General features: G+C 61.4%; 14 protein-coding genes, 1 tRNA gene and 1 pseudogene. 13 read left to right on the forward strand and 3 right to left on the reverse strand.

Annotation, left to right across the window (positions count from 1 at the left end):
* The 8 genes and pseudogenes from GO988_RS23890 to GO988_RS22600 all read left to right on the forward strand — a co-directional run.
* Nucleotides 1-823, forward strand: a pseudogene (locus GO988_RS23890) (hypothetical protein); the annotation flags it as partial.
* 4 nt (nucleotides 824-827) lie between these two features.
* Nucleotides 828-1,772 (forward strand): DUF6712 family protein, encoded by a 945-nt coding sequence (locus GO988_RS22575; protein ID WP_157569872.1) that lies wholly within the window; start codon nucleotides 828-830, stop codon nucleotides 1,770-1,772.
* Nucleotide 1,773: 1 nt separating this feature from the next.
* Nucleotides 1,774-2,253 (forward strand): hypothetical protein, encoded by a 480-nt coding sequence (locus GO988_RS22580; protein WP_157569874.1) that lies wholly within the window; start codon nucleotides 1,774-1,776, stop codon nucleotides 2,251-2,253.
* Nucleotides 2,254-3,066, forward strand: coding sequence for a hypothetical protein (locus GO988_RS23895; protein ID WP_198173009.1), 813 nt, complete (start codon nucleotides 2,254-2,256; stop codon nucleotides 3,064-3,066).
* Between the two features lie 4 nt (nucleotides 3,067-3,070).
* Nucleotides 3,071-3,535 (forward strand): lysozyme, encoded by a 465-nt coding sequence (locus GO988_RS23900; RefSeq protein ID WP_198173010.1) that lies wholly within the window; start codon nucleotides 3,071-3,073, stop codon nucleotides 3,533-3,535.
* A gap of 1 nt (nucleotide 3,536) precedes the next feature.
* Nucleotides 3,537-4,115, forward strand: a complete 579-nt coding sequence (locus tag GO988_RS22590; protein ID WP_157569876.1) for a hypothetical protein — start codon at nucleotides 3,537-3,539, stop codon at nucleotides 4,113-4,115.
* An 87-nt stretch (nucleotides 4,116-4,202) separates the two neighbouring features.
* Nucleotides 4,203-4,736 (forward strand): hypothetical protein, encoded by a 534-nt coding sequence (locus GO988_RS22595; RefSeq protein ID WP_157569878.1) that lies wholly within the window; start codon nucleotides 4,203-4,205, stop codon nucleotides 4,734-4,736.
* 1 nt (nucleotide 4,737) lies between these two features.
* Nucleotides 4,738-8,721 (forward strand): hypothetical protein, encoded by a 3,984-nt coding sequence (locus GO988_RS22600; RefSeq protein ID WP_157569880.1) that lies wholly within the window; start codon nucleotides 4,738-4,740, stop codon nucleotides 8,719-8,721.
* Nucleotides 8,722-8,788: 67 nt separating this feature from the next.
* On the opposite strand, the gene GO988_RS22605 is transcribed toward GO988_RS22600, so the two are convergent.
* The 3 genes from GO988_RS22605 to GO988_RS22615 form a co-directional block, all read right to left on the reverse strand.
* Nucleotides 8,789-8,862, reverse strand: a tRNA-Arg gene (locus tag GO988_RS22605).
* Between the two features lie 123 nt (nucleotides 8,863-8,985).
* Nucleotides 8,986-9,699 carry a TVP38/TMEM64 family protein gene (locus GO988_RS22610; RefSeq protein WP_157569882.1) on the reverse strand — a complete coding sequence of 238 codons (714 nt, stop codon included), beginning with the start codon at nucleotides 9,697-9,699 and terminating at the stop codon, nucleotides 8,986-8,988.
* Nucleotides 9,700-9,786: 87 nt separating this feature from the next.
* Complete coding sequence (locus GO988_RS22615) at nucleotides 9,787-10,695, reverse strand: DUF2167 domain-containing protein (RefSeq protein ID WP_198173011.1); 909 nt, start codon at nucleotides 10,693-10,695, stop codon at nucleotides 9,787-9,789.
* A gap of 136 nt (nucleotides 10,696-10,831) precedes the next feature.
* Between GO988_RS22615 and GO988_RS22620 the strand changes: the two genes are divergently transcribed.
* The 5 genes from GO988_RS22620 to GO988_RS22640 all read left to right on the forward strand — a co-directional run bounded on the left by GO988_RS22620 (nucleotide 10,832) and on the right by GO988_RS22640 (nucleotide 17,854).
* Entirely contained in the window at nucleotides 10,832-11,971 is a 1,140-nt protein-coding gene (locus GO988_RS22620; protein WP_157569885.1) for a cystathionine gamma-synthase, read from the forward strand.
* Between the two features lie 174 nt (nucleotides 11,972-12,145).
* Nucleotides 12,146-12,769, forward strand: a complete 624-nt coding sequence (locus GO988_RS22625; protein ID WP_232341676.1) for an SGNH/GDSL hydrolase family protein — start codon at nucleotides 12,146-12,148, stop codon at nucleotides 12,767-12,769.
* Nucleotides 12,770-12,864: 95 nt separating this feature from the next.
* Entirely contained in the window at nucleotides 12,865-13,581 is a 717-nt protein-coding gene (locus tag GO988_RS22630; protein ID WP_157569887.1) for a hypothetical protein, read from the forward strand.
* Nucleotides 13,582-13,678: 97 nt separating this feature from the next.
* Nucleotides 13,679-14,668: an MBL fold metallo-hydrolase gene (locus GO988_RS22635; RefSeq protein WP_157569888.1), complete on the forward strand. Its 990-nt coding sequence runs from the start codon at nucleotides 13,679-13,681 to the stop codon at nucleotides 14,666-14,668.
* Between the two features lie 387 nt (nucleotides 14,669-15,055).
* Nucleotides 15,056-17,854, forward strand: a complete 2,799-nt coding sequence (locus GO988_RS22640; protein ID WP_157569890.1) for a TonB-dependent receptor — start codon at nucleotides 15,056-15,058, stop codon at nucleotides 17,852-17,854.
* Nucleotides 17,855-17,900 lie beyond the last annotated feature (46 nt).

Below are 17,900 nucleotides of genomic sequence, written 5' to 3' on the forward strand. Positions count from 1 at the left end.
CCAAAGCTTCGACTGCACCGTGGCCCGCGCCCTGGTCACGACCAAGCCCAAGCCCGAGAAGTACGCGCTGCACCACGATTGGCGCAACTTTCGCGCCGACGAGGCCAAGATTCTGCCCGCCTTCGACCCCAAAAACCCGGGTAAGTACGGCGAGTTCGTGCTGCATGGCCGCGACTGGACGCCGGGCCAGAAATACTACGACGTGCCCCCGTTTTGGGGCACGCGCAAGTGGACGGAGGTCAGCAACAAGATTCCGCGCTTTCATTCCTCGGGCCTCGACAACGGCTACAACGTCAAGTACCACATCAAGATCCCGATGGGCTACTTCGACCAGTTTGGCGACCTGGATGCCCGCAAAAAAGCCGAGTTCGACCTCATGGCCAACATGAACGAGATGCTGGCCGGCGTCGATAATACGGACAAGGTCTTCGTGAGCAAGTTCGCCGTGGACGCCAGTGGCAAGCAGTTGCCGGGCTGGGAAATCGTGCCCATCGAGAACAAGATGAGCGACAAGGCCTACGATTCGGTGAATCAGCAGGCCAACATTGCCCACACCAGCGGCCACGGCATCGACCCCTCACTGGCTGGCATCGATACGGGCGGCAAGTTCGGCGGTAGTGGCTCCGAGAAGCGCATCAGCTACCAGCTGCACGTGGCCCTGCGCACACCCACCAAGCGCAAAATCCTGCTCAAAACCTTCCAGGCGGCCCACAAAATCATGGGCTTCAACCCCAATCACTTCTTCGGCTTCGAGGACATCGACATCACCACGATTGCCGATAATCCCACGGGCAAGCAGAAAGTGGCTAATTCCTCCATGTAAGCCCATGTTATTCAATACAGTAGAAGAAGTTAAAGAGAGCCTGGGCACGGTGCACGCCAATGTGAACGTGAAAACCCTGTTCAGCTTTGTCAGTCATGCCGAGCAGGTGCACTTGGTGCCGATGCTCGGCGAAGGCCTGGTCGAGCAGTTGGGCAACTTGCCAGCCATCGCGGCACCGGCGCACTTGGTCGAGCTACGTCTGCGCCTGCGCAGGGCGCTGGCGTACTACGTGGTGCTCGAAGCGGCCCCGTTTATTGGCATCGCCTTCGGGGAACTCGGCATGTCGGAGCAAAGCACTGACAAGGCCGCCCCCAGCCGCCAGTGGGTATATAACAATTTCGTAGAAGCCGCCGCTGCGGCCGGCGATAAGCTGCTCGACCTGGCCTTGGCCTGGCTCGATGCCCACGCGGCCGACTTTGCCGACGAGCTGGACTCGCCCGAGTACCGCAGCCGCAAGCGCCTGCTCATTGCCTCGGCCGAGGAGCTAGGTAAGTACGTGGCCACGGCCGGCAGCCGGCGCTTCTTCCTGGCCCTGCTGCCGACGCTGCGCCAAGTAGAAGACTTTGAAATCAGCGACTTGCTAGGCGAGGATTTGCTGGAGCAGCTGCGCGAGGGCCTGGCTAGCGGGGAAGCGCCCTCGGCCGAGACGCGCCAGCTGCTGGGCCTGGTGCGCCCGGTGCTGGCCCACCGGGCGCTCGCTCAGGGTGTGCTCACGATGAGCGTGGCCCTGACGGGCACCAGTCTGCGCCTGCTTTCCGACAACGAGGCCGTGCGCGAGCGCCAGGCCGCCAGTGCCGAGGCCCTGTCAGCGCTGAGCCAAACGGCCAGTGCGACCGCCACGAAATACCAGGCGAAGCTAGCCACTTACCTCGACGCCCTGACCCCCTCGGCCCCGCCCGTTTCGGTCGAGCTGCACGACAACGCAGGTAAACCTTCTTTCTGGGTTTAAGATGCTGCGTTTTTACATCACGGTGCAAACCATTGAACTAGTGGCCGTTAGCGTAGCAGGGGTGAGTGGCTTCGTGGAGGCGCACATCTGGTCGCCGGCCTACACCTACTATCTGCTCTTGGTGCTGGTGGTGCTGGACGTGCTCACGGGCAACCTGCTGCAAAAGCTGCCCCTGAAGCCCAGGAAGCTGGCCTGGCGCCTGGTGGGCTACACCGCCATCCTGGCCTTCGCCCACGGCTTCGGCGAGCACGAGAAGGGGCTGTTTTTCCTGACCCAATTGGTGCTGGCCCCTTTCGTGCTCATTCACCTGCGCCGGCTCATCATCGCCTTCGGCAAACTCGGCCTGGTCGATAGCGACGTGGCCGACTTGCTCCAGCGCCGCATGACCCGCCAGGCCGAGCGGGAAGAGGAGCCTGCTGCCGCTCCGGAGCCGACCGCTCCCCTAGAACCTGTTCCCACCGCTGAAGCCGCCGTTTCCTAGATGCTGACCTTTCGCCTTGATGGCCGCCCGCACCCGGTTCCGGGCAGCTGGGACGAGCTAACGCCCGCCCAATTTTTTGCTGCCGCGCCTCACCTGGCCAGCGACTCGGTAGCCGCCCGGCTGGCCGTGCTGCGCGCCTGGTGCCCCAGGCTGCGCGACAAGGAAGTACGCCGGCTCACCCCCGACCAGTTGTGGGACCTGTGCACGATGGTTAGCTGGGCCTGGACGAAGGAGTTGGATACGAAGGGAATAACTGAGTTTACCCACCGGGGACGCACTTACCGCCTGCCTGAGCCCAACCTGCTCGATGCCGTGGCCATCGAATATGCGATGGCCAGCGTCTTCTTTCACCAGTTTGCCAACCCGCAGCGCCCGCAGCCGCTGGCCCTCGACCAGCTCGTGGCCACGCTCTGCCGCCCCGTGCGCGCCGACTTCAAAAAGGTGCGCGAAGACCCGCTGTGGGATGGGCAAACCCGGGAGCGCTACAACGGCAAGCTGGCCGAGGGCCGGGCCCAGGAGCTGCTCGATGCGCCGCTGGGCGTCAAAATCGTGGTGCTGCACCACTTTTTGGGCGCGCAGCGCTTCATCCACCGCGCCTATAAAGACCTCTTTAAGAAGGTCGAGCCGCCGACCGGCCCCGCCGCGCCCCCCAAGCCCCGGGGCGATGGCACCGAGATGCTCCAGCTGCTGGCCGACGTGGCCGAGCGCGGCCTCTACGGCACCTACGACCAGGTGGCCCACACGGCCCTGCACACGGTACTGTTCAACCTGGCCAAACAGGCCCGCCACCGGCGCGAAGCCGAGAGACAATAAGCGTATGAAAATTTCCGAAGCGGGCCTGGCCCTGATTAAGCGCGAAGAAGCCTTCCGCGCCAGCTGGTACCGCTGCGAGGCGGGCCGCCCCACCATTGGCTACGGCCACGTCATCCAAAAAGGGGAGGAGCGCTACTACAACGTCAAGATTTCGGAGGCGGAGGCCAGCACCCTGCTGCGCCAGGACGTGGATAAGCAGTACGGGGCGCACGTGGCCAGCCGCGTGCACCGCGATGTGACCCAGCATCAATTCGATGCGCTGGTGTCGCTCTGCTACAACATCGGCACGGGGGGCTTTGACAAGTCGAGCGTGCTGGCCTTGGCCAACGCCGGGGCTTCGTCGCCGACGGTCATCAAAACGGCCTTCGGGCTCTGGAACAAAGTAACCGACCCTCAAACCAAGGTGAAGCGTGTGAGCGCTGGCCTAACTGCCCGCCGCGCTCGGGAAGCCGCGCTCTACCTCTCCTAAGATGAAAGAAGATGATGTACTCGACAGCTGGCTAGCCGGTTGGCTAGGTTTTATTAGTGGCGTTATCGTCATGCTCGTAGCCGTGGCGGTAGCTCTGACGCTGAGCAGCTGCGCGGTCGGGCGCCCCGACCCGGTGGTACCGCTCGCAGTGGCCAGCTCGCTCCTGCCCCTCGACTCGCTGGCCGCCCTACCCCCTTACCTGGTGCCGGCCCCGGCCGGCTCGACCCCGCGCCAGCGCCGGCAGTGGCAGAAAGCCCAGACCCAGAACCTGGCCCGCGCCGGCGTGCTGCCGGCCAAAATCAAAAACAGCAGCGTGGCCACGGCCCCGGGCGCGGTCGCCATCACGCGGCCGGCCTCGACGGTGGCCACCGGCGCCAGTACCGCCACCGATGCGCGCAAGGCTGGCACCCGGGGCGGCTCGGCAGCGGTCGGGCCGGGGGCGGTGGCCACGAGCACCAGTGCCGGCGCGTCGTGGTGGTGGTACCTGGTCGCCGTTATCGCCGGCGCGGTCGGCTGGGAGGTGCTCACCTCGCAGGTTACTCCCCTGCGTTTGCTGCTGAAGTGGCGAAAATTAACTTAAAAGGTAAGTTTTAGGCAGGCCCCTACCCCCTCGGGTAGGGGCTTTTTCGTCCTACCCCTGCCTGCCTACTTCTGCCATCTTGGGAACATGGCAGACTACCAGGACGAATTCAGGCGCATCCTCGACGAGGAAGTGGGCAGCTACGCCGCCCGGGCCTTGCAGCTGCTGGCCGCGGCCGTGCAGGCCAAGGGGCTGGTGCTCACGGAGGAGCTACTCAACTCCCTGCGCACGGAGGTCGTGGGCGCCACCGCGCAGCACGTGGCCGTGATGGGCGTGCTCTTCGAGCAGTACGGCCGCATCAAGGACATGAAAGGCATCAATCGCATGAAAGCACCTCCGATTGAGGAAATCGAGGCCTACGTCAAGAAGGTGGGGCTGAGTCACTTCGATTACATCCCCGGCTACACCGACCGCTCGAAAGTGTCGCCCGTGAGCAGCCGCGCTATCAACCGCATCGCCTGGGGCATTGCCCGGGCCAAGCTGCGTGATAACGCCCAGGTCAAGCCCAAGTCCTGGTTCAGCAAAACTTTTTATCAATCCATCAACAGCTTCATCGACGCAGTGACGACCCGCTACCTGGTAGCCACCGGCACGCACATGGCGGCCAGTATTAAAATCTGATATGGCACAAGTTAGACAGGATAACGTCCAGATAAAGCTGGAAATTGACGGGTCGCAGTCGCGCACCGAACTCGACAACCTCACCCGCAAGGCCCAGGTCTTGCAGGACGGGTTCAAGGGCCTCAAAAAGGGCTCGCAGGAGTACATCGACCAGAACAAGGAACTGAGCCAGGTGAAGGCCCGGATGGAGGAACTGCGCGCAGAAATTGGGCTCACCTCGCTCACCAGCGCGCAGCTCAAGGCCATGTCGAACCAGCTTAACCGTGAGCTGGCCAACCTGACCCCCAACACCGAGTCATTTCTGAACAAAGCCCAGGAGCTGGCCAATGTCGATGCGCGCCTGGCCCAGGTGCGGGCCGAGGCTAAGGGGGTGAAAGATGAGCTAGGCAACGCCGGCAGCGGCATTAGTGGCTTTATCACGAAAGCCGCCGGTTTCGCTGGCATCCAGATTGGGGTGCAGGCCGTTGTCGGCAGCCTCAAGCAGCTGGGGAGCGAGAGCATCGACGCGGCGATTAAGGGCAGCGATTCCATCTCCGATATGGAGAAGTCGCTGAACCTCACCACCGCCGAAGCCAAGGCCCTGCGCACGCAGCTGGAAGGCATCGACACGCGCACCTCCCAGCAGAATCTGGAAGGCATCGCGGTGGCGGCTGGCCAGCTGGGCATTGCCAAAGACGAGGCCGTAGCCTTCACACAGTCAGTTGACCAGGCAGTAGTTGCCCTAGGCGACGAGTTTTCGGGCGGGGTCGAGGACGTCAACAAGTCGCTCGGCGGCTTGCAGAAGCTGTTTAAGGAAACGGCCAATGTTAGTCCGGCCGAAGCTATTACTAAAATTGGCTCAGCGGTCAACGCGCTCGGGGCCGATGGCACGGCCACTGGCCCGGTGATTGCTGATTTCGCGGCCCGCATCGGGCAGCTGGGCGACCTAGCTCCGCAGATTACCCAAACCCTGGGCCTGGGTGCCGCATTTCAGGAATTGGGCCTGTCGGCTGAGATTTCAGCCGGGGGTCTTTCCAATATCCTGCTCACGGCTGCCAAGGATACGGACGGTTTTGGCAAACAGATTGGTCTGACCAGCAAGGAGTTTAAGGATCTAATCAATTCTGACCCAAACGAGGTAATCCTGCGCCTGGCTGCTTCGCTCAAAGGAGCCAGTGAAACGGATGTCGTCAGCACGCTTGACAAACTGGGCATTAAGTCGCAGGAGGCTACTAAGGTTATCAGCCTGCTAGCTAACCAAACCGATACCGTGCGCGCAAAGCAGGCGCTGGCTTCTACCGAGTACGAAAAGGGCACCAGTCTGCTCGATGAATTTGCCAAGAAAAACACCAACGCGGCCGCTGAGGTGGCCAAAGCGGAAAAAGGCTTCGCCCAGTCCCGGCAGGAATTAGGGGAAAAGCTGATTCCGGTTTACCTGTACGCCCTGCAAACGTTCGGTTTTTTCATCAACGTGCTCAAAGCCTTACCGGGCTTTCTGAATGAAAACCGGGGGGTGCTGCTCGGCCTAGTGGTGGCGGTGGCCACCCTGAACGCGGCGCAAATTCAGCTCACGGCCACGACCCTCTACAACACGGCCGTGACCAAGGGCAAGATTCTCTGGGACGAGGCGGCCGCGTTCGCCACCGGCAAGTGGACGGCGGCCCAACGCCTGCTAAATATTACCCTGGCTGCCAACCCCATTGGCGTCGTAGTAGCGGCGGCCGCCCTGCTCATCGGGGCTTTTATTACGCTCTACGAGCGCAGTGCAAAGGTGCGCGAGGTAGTAGCAGGCTTAGGGGCTGCGTTTACGCAATTAGGCAAGAATATCAAGGAAAACTTCCTGTTGCAGTTAGGAGGAATCTCAGATATTGTCACCGGCATTTTTTCGGGCGACCTCACCAAAATCAAGGCGGGCCTGGCGAAGGTGGGCGAGAGTGTAGTAAAGCAGTACACCGCGCTCGGTAATGGGGTAGCCGGGGCCTATAATCAGGGTTATGCTGAGCGGGAGCAGCAGGAACAAGCCGCTACCCAGCAAAAGCAAAAAGCACAGCAGCAGAAGAAGTTAGAGGACGTTAAAAAACAAGCACAGCAGGAAGCTGCCGCGGCCGCCACGGCCGACCTTGAAGCGCTCAAAGCGCGGGAGGCCAATATCAAAGCGGCGCTAGCTCTGGTGGCAGCCGGGTCAGCTGAAGAACTGCGCCTCAAAAAGCTGGAGATTACCACCAAGCGCGATATCGACCTGTTAGGGGAGAAAAAAACCGAGGGGGATAAAAAGGTCATTCGGGCCGAAGCCCTGCGCGACTTGCGCCAGCTGCAAGACGAGTACGATAAAAAGACTAAGGATGCCGCTGACAAACGGGCGAAGGAGCAGGCTGAGGTAGAGAAAAAGATTGCCGACCTCAAAGCCGGGCTGCTCACCGACGAAACTGAGAAAAAGATTCAGCAGCTCGAAGCGGCCGCTGAAAAGGAGAAGGCTACGGCCAAGGGCACGGCCGAGCAAATTGCCGAGCAGCGCAAGCTCATCGAGCAGAAGCTGGCGGTGGATGTGGCGGCGGAGCGCCAGAAGCTGGCGCTCAAACAGGGCGAGGAAGCCCTTGATATAGAGAAGCGTAACAACGCGCTCATTAAAGACGAGTGGGAGCGCCGGGCGGCCGAACTGCGCACGTCGGCCGCTAGCGAGTCACTCAAAATCCTCGACACCGATACCCGGGCAGCTGAGAAGCGCCGGCTCATCCAGGCCAAGCTCCAGCAGGACCTGGTGGCCCTGGAGCGCGACCGGGTGGCCCAGCAGCAGGAAATTGCCGAGCGCATCGCCGCTATCGACGACAACATTGCCCTGGCTCGCATCAGCCGGCGCCGGCAGCAGTCAGCGGACTTCAGCCTGGAGCGGGCCAAGGCCGATGCCGACGAGCAGGCCGTGCGCAAGGCGGCTCTCGACCGGCAGTATGCGGAGGATTTCTTTCAGCAAGGACTGAATACGGAGCAGAAGCTGGCCATCATGCGGCAGTATTTGCAGGATAAGGAAAACCTGGAGAATGAGTTTGCCGACCGGAGCCAGGAGCGCTATACAGCGGGGGTATCTATGGGCCTAGAGATTCAGGCAACCGCTCTGCAAACGGTGGCCGATTTTCAGAAAATTGCCAGCGATAAAGAACTAGCCAAACTCGACAAGGACAAGAAGCAACGTTTGGCGAAGCTAGATGCTGAATACAAGGCTGGTACGATTAGCAAGGATGCCTACGAGGCTCAGAAGTCGTCAATCGAGACGAGTTACGACGAGAAGACGCGAGCAGTTAAAAAGGAAGCTGCCGAGAAAGAGAAGGTAGCGAATATTGCACAGGCCGTTATTGCAGGCGTTTTAGCAGTGCTGAAGGCGGGTGGCCCCTTTACTCCCACTGGCGCATTAACGGCAATTGCTTCTGTAGCCGCTGTCGCTAAAATTATTGCCACGCCCATACCTGAATTTGAGAAGGGCGGTTTCTTCGGCCGCACTAGCCGGGCGGTGCAGCGCGGTGCAAGCCAGGCGTGGCATGGGGTGAAGCACTATGCGGCGGGCGGGCGCATTAACGCTACAGCTGGTGTAGCCGGTGTTGGCCAGCGTCACTCGGGCGGTGGCATTCGGATGGTCGATGGAGCCACCGGCGAGCACCTGGGCGAATGGGAAAAGGGCGAGCCCTACATGATTCTGAGCCGCGACACCTACGCCAACAACAAGCACCTGGTCGATGAGCTAATTGATACCAGTCTCTACCGGGGCGGGGCCCCGGTGCGTCCGCGGCCCGGCTACTTCGAGGATGGCGGGGTTTCGGGTGGCGCACTCCCGGCCGCGCCGGCTGGCGGCACCGCGGCTAGTCAGGAGCTGGTGCAGGTGGTACGCGAAACCCGCGATGCGGTACTGGCCCTGCCGAGCCGGCAACGCATCGCCTGGGGGCAGGATGATACGGCCAACGTAGAAGATGCGCTGGCTGAACGCGCCGACGACCGTAACGCGGGGGCAGTTCGCTAAAACCGACCCCTAAACCGACCCCAGTAAATAAAAAAGGCCTCTAGCAATGTGCTAGAGGCCTTTTCTGTGGTCGTATAAGGAGTCGAACCTTAAACCTTCTGATTCGTAGTCAGATGCTCTATCCAATTGAGCTATACAACCGTTTTCCCGTGTTGGGACTGCAAAGGTAGGCAGGAATTTTTTCCCTGTGCAAATACGCAGCACATTTTTTACCTGGAAAACAGCTGCTGCGGAAGCAAGCCGGTAATAATCAGGCAATAAATATTACGCCGTGGGCGGCGCATTGCGGCGCAGCACTCGCTGCAAGGCCCGGTTGAACACCACGTATAGCCCCAGCAGCGACGCTACCACCAGCCCCAGCAGCACCAGCTTGCTGAGGGTGCCTTCGTCGGGGTTGCGCAGCAGCGCTAGCACATCGGAGGCTTTGGTGCCAAGCCAGTAAAAGAACAGGCTGCGCGGCAGCATTCCCAGCACCGAGGCGGCCAGAAAGCGCCCCCGCGGCACACCCACAATGGCCAGCACAAACGTCATGAGTGCAAACGGCAGCACCGGCGAGAGCCGAGTGAGCAGGATGAGCGAAAAGCTTTGGTGTTGCAATTCGCCCAGCACGGCCTCGGCCTTGGGGAAGTGGTGCAGGAAGCTGCGCAGCTTGCCGTGGTCGAGGCGGCGGGCCAGCTCGTAGCCAAGGGCGGCAGCCAAGGCGTAGGAGGCCACCATGCCCGGCAGGCCCGACCAGCCCAGGAAGTACCCGGTAATGATGACTACAAATGTGCTGTTGGTGAGGGCAATGGACATCGTAATGCCCATTAGCACGAAGTAGCCCAGCATTTGCAGCGTAGTGAGGTGCTGCAGCAACGCTTGGTTTTCGTAGAGGATGAGCACCAGCGACGACGAGCCCAGCAACGGCACCGCCACCAGCAGCAACATGGTGAGCAGGGTAGAAAAATTCTTTTGAAAAAGCTCGCGTAGGAATGCCATTGCCACAAAGTAAGCGGGAAAGCTGGCCCAGTACCCACCGGGCCAGCCTTTCCCGCTTACGTACGGCCCGGGGCCGGTAGCGGCCCGCTACGACTCTTTGGCTCCGAAACCGAAGAACCGCTTAATTGCCGCCCAGGCCCCGCCCAGTGCCAGCAACCCCAACTTCCAAAACTTGAGGATGATGGCAAAAAAACCTACTTTAGCCAGCACTTTGCCCGCCACCAGGCCGCCAATGGAGTAGGCGGCTACCTCGTCAATGTCGGGGCTGTAGTCGCTGTATTGCTGGCCTTTGGTAAACGTTACATTGGCCAATAGGCCGGGGATGCTCGCCTTCATCTGGGGGAGGAGGGTAGGCTCGCCCACGGCGTTGAAAATGAGCACCCCCTTGCGGCCCAAGATGCGCACGTTGTAGTTAAGGGTTTCGTCGAGGCTGCTGCCAAAGCGCAACAGCTTGGCCCAGTGCAGGGTATGCTGCTGCTTGTCGTAGTAGGGCTTAGCGCCCCAGCCCAGTAGGTGCATGGCCTCGTAGCCGGCGGCTGTGCGCTCGGGGTTTTCTTCCTCCGTTTCCTTCTGCATACCTTCCATCAACTCCTCGTAGTTGATGTCGTCGGCGTCATCATCCTTCACATAGCCCATGGGGTCGTAGTGAACGATGTATGCCCAGTTAGCCTCACTCAGTGGCCCCACGTTTTCGGGAAAAAGCATGCCCAGGTTTTCCTGGGGTGGGTTGTGCCAGAGCTTGTGCAGCACATAGCCACTCTGCGTCGAGTCGAGGTAGCGAAAGCCGCGCGGTACCGTCAGCTCCCCCACTGCACCAGGCAAGGTGATGTGGCCCTGCTGGTAATGAAAAGTACCATTGACGGAATCGGCATAAGCGCGGTACAGCGCTGCCGAATCGACAGCTACTGGCTTGAGTGCCGGCTTGGGGCGCGGTGCCGCCACGGCCGTACCCGCCGCAAACAGCAGTAAAAACAACTTGAATAAAGGTTTTTTCATAAAGTGAAAAAAGAGTAAATAGGTAAGCTGCGAATATAGGAGGGGGTAGGAATTGCCGCCGCCTTGCGGGCGCGGCTGGGCAGCATAAAAGGCGCCTGCCTCGTGCCCACGCCCGCGCCGGTATCTTTGCGGGCCTATGAAATTTGCCACCAAAGCCATCCACGCCGGCGTGCACCCCGACCCCACCACGGGGGCCATAATGACGCCCATCTACCAGACTTCGACCTACGCCCAGCGCTCGCCGGGCGACAACAAGGGCTACGAATACTCGCGCACCCACAACCCCACCCGCACCCAGCTGCAAGACGCACTGGCCGCCCTCGACAATGGCCAGCACGGCCTGGCGTTTGCCTCGGGCATGGCCGCCATCGACTGCGTGCTGCACCTGCTGAAGCCCGGCGACGAAGTCATCTCGACCGACGACCTCTACGGCGGCAGCTACCGCATCATGACCAAGGTGTACGCCCCGCTGGGCATCAAATTCCACTTCGTGCCGATGGGAAATATGGATGCCGTGCGCGAAAAAGTGACGCCCAATACCAAGCTGATTTGGGTTGAAACGCCTACCAATCCGCTGCTCAATATCATTGACATTGCCGCCGCGGCGGCGATAGCCAAAGAAGCCGGCGCGCTGCTGGCTGTCGATAACACGTTCTCTACCCCCTACTTGCAGACGCCGCTCGAACTGGGCGCCGACATCGTGGTGTACTCGCTCACCAAGTACATGGGCGGCCACTCCGATGTGGTGATGGGCGCCCTGGTTTTCAACGGCGACCAGCTGCTAAAAGACCTCAGCTTTTACCAAAATTCCTGCGGCGGCACGCCCGGCCCCCAAGACTGCTTCTTGGTGCTGCGCGGCCTCAAAACCTTACACCTGCGCATGCAGCGCCACTGCGAAAACGGCCGCGCCGTGGCCGAGTACCTGCGCCAGCACCCCAAGGTAGAAAAAGTGTACTGGCCGGGCTTCGAAAACCACCCCAACCACGCCGTAGCCGCCAAGCAGATGCGCGACTTCGGGGGCATGATTTCGTTTGTGCTGGAGGGTGATAAACAGGAAGATGCCATCGCGGTGCTGGAGAAATTTCAGCTCTTCACGCTGGCCGAAAGCCTGGGCGGCGTCGAGAGCCTGAGCGGCCACCCCGCCACCATGACGCACGCCAGCATTCCGGCCGAGCAGCGCCGCAAGGCGGGCCTTTCGGACTCGCTCATTCGCTTGAGCGTGGGCATCGAAGACGCCGAAGATTTGATTGACGACCTGGCCCAGGCCATTGGGTAGGGGTAGGGCATAGCCCGAAGCAGGCTCCAACCCAAGCCGGCCGCCACGCCGTAGGTTGGGGCCCGCTTCGCTGGCGGCTTGGCTCCTATGCGTGTTTTTTTAGTTTCATTGTTTGCCCTGGCTGCTTGCGCAGCCCCGCGGGCTGGTGCGCCGGTAGCCGGCGCCGTTGTTCCCATGCCTACTGCTGCTGCCATTCCTTACCTTGCCCTCGGCGATTCCTACACCATTGGCGAGGGCGCCCCCCAAGCCGACCGCTGGCCGGTGCAGCTGGCCGGCCTCGTGCGCCAGCAGGGGGGTAGGCTGGCCAACCCCGATATTATTGCCCGCACCGGCTGGACCACCGCCGAATTACAAGCCGCCATCGCGGCCAGCGGCAACCACCGCACCGACTACGGCCTGGTGTCGCTGCTCATTGGCGTAAACAACCAATACCGCGGCCAATCGGTGGCGCTGTACCGCACCGAATTTCGGGCGCTGCTGGCCACAGCGCGGCACTTTGCCGGCGGGCAGGGGGGTAGGGTAGTGGTGTTGAGCATCCCCGACTGGGGCCAAACGCCCTTTGCGGCCGCCGAAAACCGCGACCCGGCCCGCATTGGCCAGGAAATCGACCAATTCAACACTGTGGCGCACGAGGAGTGCCAGCACGCCGACGTAGCCTTCGTTTCCATCACGCCGCTTACCCGCGCCGCCGCCGGCGAGGCCCAGCAGTTTACCCCTGATGGTCTGCACTATACGGGTTTGCAGATGCGGCGCTGGGCCGAGCTGGCCTTGCCCGTGGTGCAGCAAAAACTGCAATAATTCGGAGATTTGCGGCGTCCTAATGTCCCGTTCCTGCTACCCCGGCAAGCTACTTTGCCCGGGCTTGAGCGGCGGCGCTTAGCTCTCCGCATTTTATGAAATACCTGCTGCTTGCTCTTCCCGCTACGCTGCTCGCCACTCAGGCTTTTGGGCAGCAAATTGAATATTCCGGCCGTGCCAACGCGAGCTTTTCCAACTTTCGGGGTACCAACGCCACCACCAGCAGCGTCGTCAACTACAACACAGCTGACCTGGGTAGTAGCAGCACCTTCAACCCCTACGGCAAGCACCTGGGCGCCGGCTTCGGGGCCAGCGGCCGGGTGCAGCGCGTGGGCAAAGCCGGCCTACTGACGGCCTTCGACCTGGGCTACGATTTTATGCAGGCCCGCACCACTATCACGTCGGTTAATTACAACAACACGGTGGCCGGCTACAACCGCACTACCTCAGCCACCACCCACCTCTACACGCAAACCATCAGCGCATTTGCCGGCGCCGGCTGGCGCCTGCGTGGCAAAGCCCTGGAGCTGGACGCCCTGGTGGGCCCCGAACTGGCCTACCTCCTCACAGCTCGCGAAACGAGCAGCGGCGTCACCACCACCGGCGAATGGAGCACCGACGCCAAGCACTCGGCGGCCAATTCGCTCGACTTCCGGCTGCGCGGCGACCTCACGGTGTGGCGCAAGCGCGTGGGCCTGGCCGCAAGCTACGCCTACGGCTTCACCAACTACGAGCCCAGCACATCCGCTATTTCCTCGCCCCAGGCCAATGTGGGGCTCATTCGAGTAGGCTTGGCTTACCGGTTGAAATAGCCGCTGAGCGGGAGGTAGGAGCTGTTGGGCACGCTACGCAAAAATATTGGGGGTAGGGCTGCGTCTGCCCCAGCGGCGCTTTATCTAGCCTCTTCCCATGCTCCTCCAGCCCCGCCGCCACGGCCGCAAATACTACAACGTGCTGCCCACCAGTGTAAGCCCGCCTTCGGGCTACGGCAAACTGCTGAGCCGCTACATTTTTGAGAAAGCCGAGCGCGAGCCCAGCCAGCCGCTCGGCCCTTTTCGGGCCGCTGCGGCGGCGCTGGCCGCCCCTGTGCCCACCGCTGCGCTGCGCGTTACTTGGCTAGGCCACAGCACGGTATTATTGGAAATTGATGGCCGCCGCTTCCTCACCGACCCGGTGTGGGCCGAGCGGGCGTCGCCCTCGCAACTGGTGGGGCCCAAACGGTTTTTTGCCCCGCCGCTGGCCCTGGCCGACGTGCCGCCCCTCGATGGCATCATCCTCTCGCACGACCACTACGACCACCTCGATGCGGCCGCCATTCGGGTGCTGGCCCAGCGCGGCGAGCGCTTCTTCTGCGCCTTGGGGGTAGGGGCGCACCTGCGCCGCTGGGGCGTGCCCGCCGCCAATATCACCGAAGCTACGTGGTGGGACGAAATTGAGCTAGCCCCTGATTTTAAGTTAATTGCCACGCCTGCTCGCCATTTTTCGGGCCGTGGCTTGCTCAATCGCGACAGCACACTTTGGGCCTCGTGGGTGCTGCGCGGGCCGCAACACAAGGTGTTCTTCGGCGGCGACTCGGGGCCCTTCGACGATGCTTTTCAGCAGATTGGCGCCGCGTACGGGCCCTTCGATTTGGTGATGCTCGAAATCGGGGCCTCCGACCCCGAGTGGGCCGACATCCACCTGGGTCCCGATAATGCCCTGGCTGCGCACCAGTTGCTGGGTGGCGGCCCGCTGCTGCCCCTACACTGGGGCACGTTCAACCTGGCATTTCACGCCTGGCGCCAGCCTGTGCAGCGCCTGCTCGAAGCTGCTGCGCCCACCGTGCCGCTGTTGCTGCCCGCCCCTGGCCAGCGCGTAGAGGTGGCCGCCGGCCCCATGAATTCGCAATGGTGGCAATAAGCTACCCCCTAGCTTAGCCCCTGGCTTAGCTAGGGGGTAGGCCAGGCAGAGAAGCCCACGCTCGGGCAGCGTGCCCCAAACAAAAACTGCCCTGGTTAGTTGAGCCACTATTCCTACCCCGGCACGCGGCGCCACGCCGCTCCGCTGCTCGCTCTGGCGTTTGCCAATTGCCTATCCAGGCAAGGAAATCAGGAAAGCTCGCGCGCCGTTCGGCCCGCTTAGGCTACTTCGTTTTCTTTATAAAGGGAAATTTTCTGACTGCTTAGCTTAAACTAACGCTCGTTAGATGTGGCAATTATTTTATACTCCTTCTTGTACAAGCACAAAAGCTGTGTAATTTGCCGACCTTAAATTTTATACACGCAATTTTTATTTCACCATTTTTACATGAGAAAAACGCTACTTACTCCTTTGTTCGTGGTTGCGGCCCTGGCTGCGCACGCACAAAAAATAACGGTTACGGGCCGGGTGCTGAGCACCACCGGCGAGGCCCAGCCGGGCGCCACCGTGCTGGAGCGCGGCACTACCAACGGCACGGCTACCAGCGCCGACGGGGACTTTACCCTAGCCGTGACGCCCGGCGCTACCCTCACGATTTCGGCCATCGGCTTTGCTACCCAGCAAATTGCGGTAGGCAGCCGCACCCGCATTGAAGTGCGCTTGGCTGCTTCGGCCACCGACATTGGCGACGTGGTAGTAACGGGCTCGCGCGCCGCCGAAGGCCGTTCCAACATCCTGACTACCGCACCGGTCGACGTTATTTCGGCCCGCGAAATCAAGGCTTTTGCCCAAACCGACGTGAGCCAGGTGCTAACGTACGCGGCGCCCTCGTTTCAGTCGTCGCGCCAGTCTATTTCGGATGGTACCGACTTTGTGGACCCGGCCAGCCTACGTGGCCTGGGCCCCGACCAGGTGCTGGTGCTCGTGAACGGCAAGCGCCGCCACACGTCGTCGCTGGTCAACATCAACGGCACGGTGGGCCGCGGCTCGGTGGGCACCGACTTGAACGTGATTCCGACGGCCAGCATCAAGCGCATTGAGGTGCTGCGCGATGGCGCGGCGGCCCTCTACGGCTCCGATGCCATTGCGGGCGTTATCAACATTCAGCTCAAAGACGACTCGACCGGCGTCACCAGCACCGGCTACTACGGCCAAACCACCCAAAGCGATGGCAAAACCGAGCAGGCCGACATCAACATCGGTATCGGCCTGAACAAGCGCGGCTTCCTGGATTTGAGCGGCCAGTTTATCAACCGCGGTTACACCAACCGCGCCTTCACCGACACTACCCCCCTCGTGTACCTCGGGGCCAATGGCGGCAACTACCCCGCCACCGCCACTACCGAGCAAAGCCGCCGCGACCTGCGCGCCCAAGACGATGCCCTGGTGGCAGCCAACGGCTTCGACCGCAACGACTTGCGCGTGGGGCAGTCGGCCTCGCGCAACTATGGCGGCTACCTCAACGCCGGCTACCGTCTGGGTATGGGCTACGAAGTGTACCTGTCGGGTGGTGCCTCTTACCGGACGGGCCGCGGCTCGGGCTTCAACCGCCTACCCAGCCAGCCGACGCAGAGCGATTTGCAGCTTTTTGGCAACGGCTTTTTGCCCTTCATCAACACCACCATCTACGACCAGTCGGCCATTTTGGGCTTGCGCAAAAGCTTTGGTGGCTTCGCGGCCGACCTCAGCAATACGTTTGGCCGCAACGAGCTGGCTTACAACGTAGATGGCTCCGTCAATGCCTCGCTGCCGACGAACCCGCTCAACCCTACCAGCTTCTACGCAGGGCGCCTGGCCTTTTTGCAAAACACCACCAACCTGGGCTTCTCGCGCCGCTTTACCGACCTCGGGCCGCTAGCCACACTAAACGTAGCCTTCGGCGGTGAATTTCGGGTAGATAACTTCCAGATTGGCCGCGGCGAATACGCCTCGTACATCAACGGCGGGCGCCTGTACAACGGGGCACCTACGGCCTCAGGCTCGCAAGTGTTCCCTGGCTACCAGCCACAGGATGAGGTGAATAAGTCGCGCACCAACTTAGCCGGCTACGTTGACCTCGAAAGTGACCTCACCGAAAAGCTCCTTGTGCACGCTGCGGGCCGAGCCGAGCGCTACAGCGACTTTGGCGGCAACGTAAGCGGCCAACTGGGCGCCCGTTTCAGCATTATTGATGCGCTAGCGCTGCGGGGCTCTATTGGCAACGGTTTCCGGGCGCCTTCCTTGCAGCAGCGCTACTTCACCAATACCAGCACGCAGTTTGTGAGCGGTGTCGCCAACCAGGTGCTCACCGTGAACAACGACAATCCCATCGTGCGCAACTCGTACGACGCCACTGGCCAGCGTGGCTTTGGGGTAGAGCCCCTGAAGCAGGAGAAGTCGGCCAACTACAGCATTGGCCTCACGGCCAGCGCCGGGCGGCAGTTCACGCTCACGGTTGATGCCTACCAGATTGACATCCGCGACCGTATTGTGCTGTCGGCGCAGTTTACGCGCACCAACCCACTGGTAAATACCATTCTGGGTACGCTGCCCGTGAGCCGCGTGCAGTTCTTCGCCAACGCCGTGAACACGCGCACCCAGGGCATCGACATCGTGGCCAACGAGCGCATTCCGCTGGGCGAGAAAAGCCGCCTGTTGCTGACGGCCGCCGCTAACTTCAACAAAACGGAGGTGCGCAGCTTCAACAGCTCGTCGAGCACCGTGAACGGTGACCAGACGGCCGGCACCAGCAACCTGCAAAACACGCTCTTCGACCGCGCCCAGCGTACCCGCCTCGAAAGCGGCAACCCCCGCAGCAAAATTAACCTCGCGGCGGCCTACACCTACGGCATCTTCAGCATCGAAGCCCGCTCGGTGCGCTTTGGCGAAGTGAAAACGGCCGACGCCGACCCGGCCCGCGCCAACCTCGACCAGACTTTCTCGGCCAAGTGGATTTCGGACTTGACTATCAGCGCGCAGTTCACTAAGCAGTTAGGCCTAACGGTGGGCGCCAACAACATCTTCAACGTGTATCCGGACAAGATTTATGTGGACCCCCGCAACAACGCCAACAACTTCTCGGTCGACCCCAACCTGAGCTACAGCTCCAGCCTCGATAACTCGAACCGTGGCCGCTTCCTCTACAACGCCAACCAGTTTGGTTTCAACGGCGCCTACTACTTCACGCGCCTGAACATCACGCTGTAAGCTGTTAAAAGTTAGATAACCCCCTAAGCCTTCCTTTCCGCAAAAA

It is taken from the genome of Hymenobacter ginkgonis (genome assembly GCF_009755225.1).
Taxonomy (GTDB): domain Bacteria; phylum Bacteroidota; class Bacteroidia; order Cytophagales; family Hymenobacteraceae; genus Hymenobacter; species Hymenobacter ginkgonis.